General features: G+C 35.4%; 1 pseudogene. It reads left to right on the top strand.

The features are described from left to right. Positions 1-701, top strand: a pseudogene (locus B3J44_RS12885) (DNA-directed RNA polymerase subunit beta'); the annotation flags it as partial.

The raw sequence follows: 701 nt of genomic DNA, 5'->3' as shown, positions 1-701 counted from the left end.
CCAGAGGCTATTTTAGAGGCACAATTATTAATGTTGGCTTCTCACAATATCTTGAACCCTGCAAATGGTGCTCCAATTACTGTACCTTCTCAGGACATGGTCTTGGGTCTATACTATATGACCAAAGAGCGTATTTCTACAGAAGATCACATTATTTTAGGTCAAGATTTGACTTTCTATTCTGCTGAAGAAGTAAACATTGCATTAAACGAAGGAAGATTAGAATTGAATGCTCGTGTGAAAATTAGAGCAAAAGATTTTAATGACGCTGGAGAATTAGTGTACAAAATCATTCAAACAACTGCAGGACGTGTATTATTTAACGAAGTAGTACCTGAAGCAGCTGGATATATCAATGACGTATTGACTAAGAAAAACCTTAGAGATATTATCGGACACATTTTAAGTGTGACTGATGTACCTACAACGGCAGCTTTCTTGGATAATATGAAAGATATGGGTTATAAATTCGCATTTAGAGGAGGTTTATCATTCTCTTTAGGTGATATTAGAATCCCAGAACAAAAAACTAAGTTAATTGCAGATGCTAGAGAGCAAGTTGAAGGTATCTCAACTAACTATAACATGGGTCTTATTACCAATAACGAGCGTTACAACCAAGTTATTGACGTATGGACTTCAGCAAATGCTCAGTTAACAGAATTAGCAATGAAAAATATTAGAGAAGACCAACAAGGTTT

It is taken from the genome of Flavobacterium sp. UBA4854, assembly GCF_002399805.1.
Taxonomy (GTDB): domain Bacteria; phylum Bacteroidota; class Bacteroidia; order Flavobacteriales; family Flavobacteriaceae; genus Flavobacterium; species Flavobacterium ginsengisoli.
The sequence above is the reverse complement of the archived record's forward strand: the minus strand, read 5'-3'. Positions and strand labels throughout refer to the sequence as shown.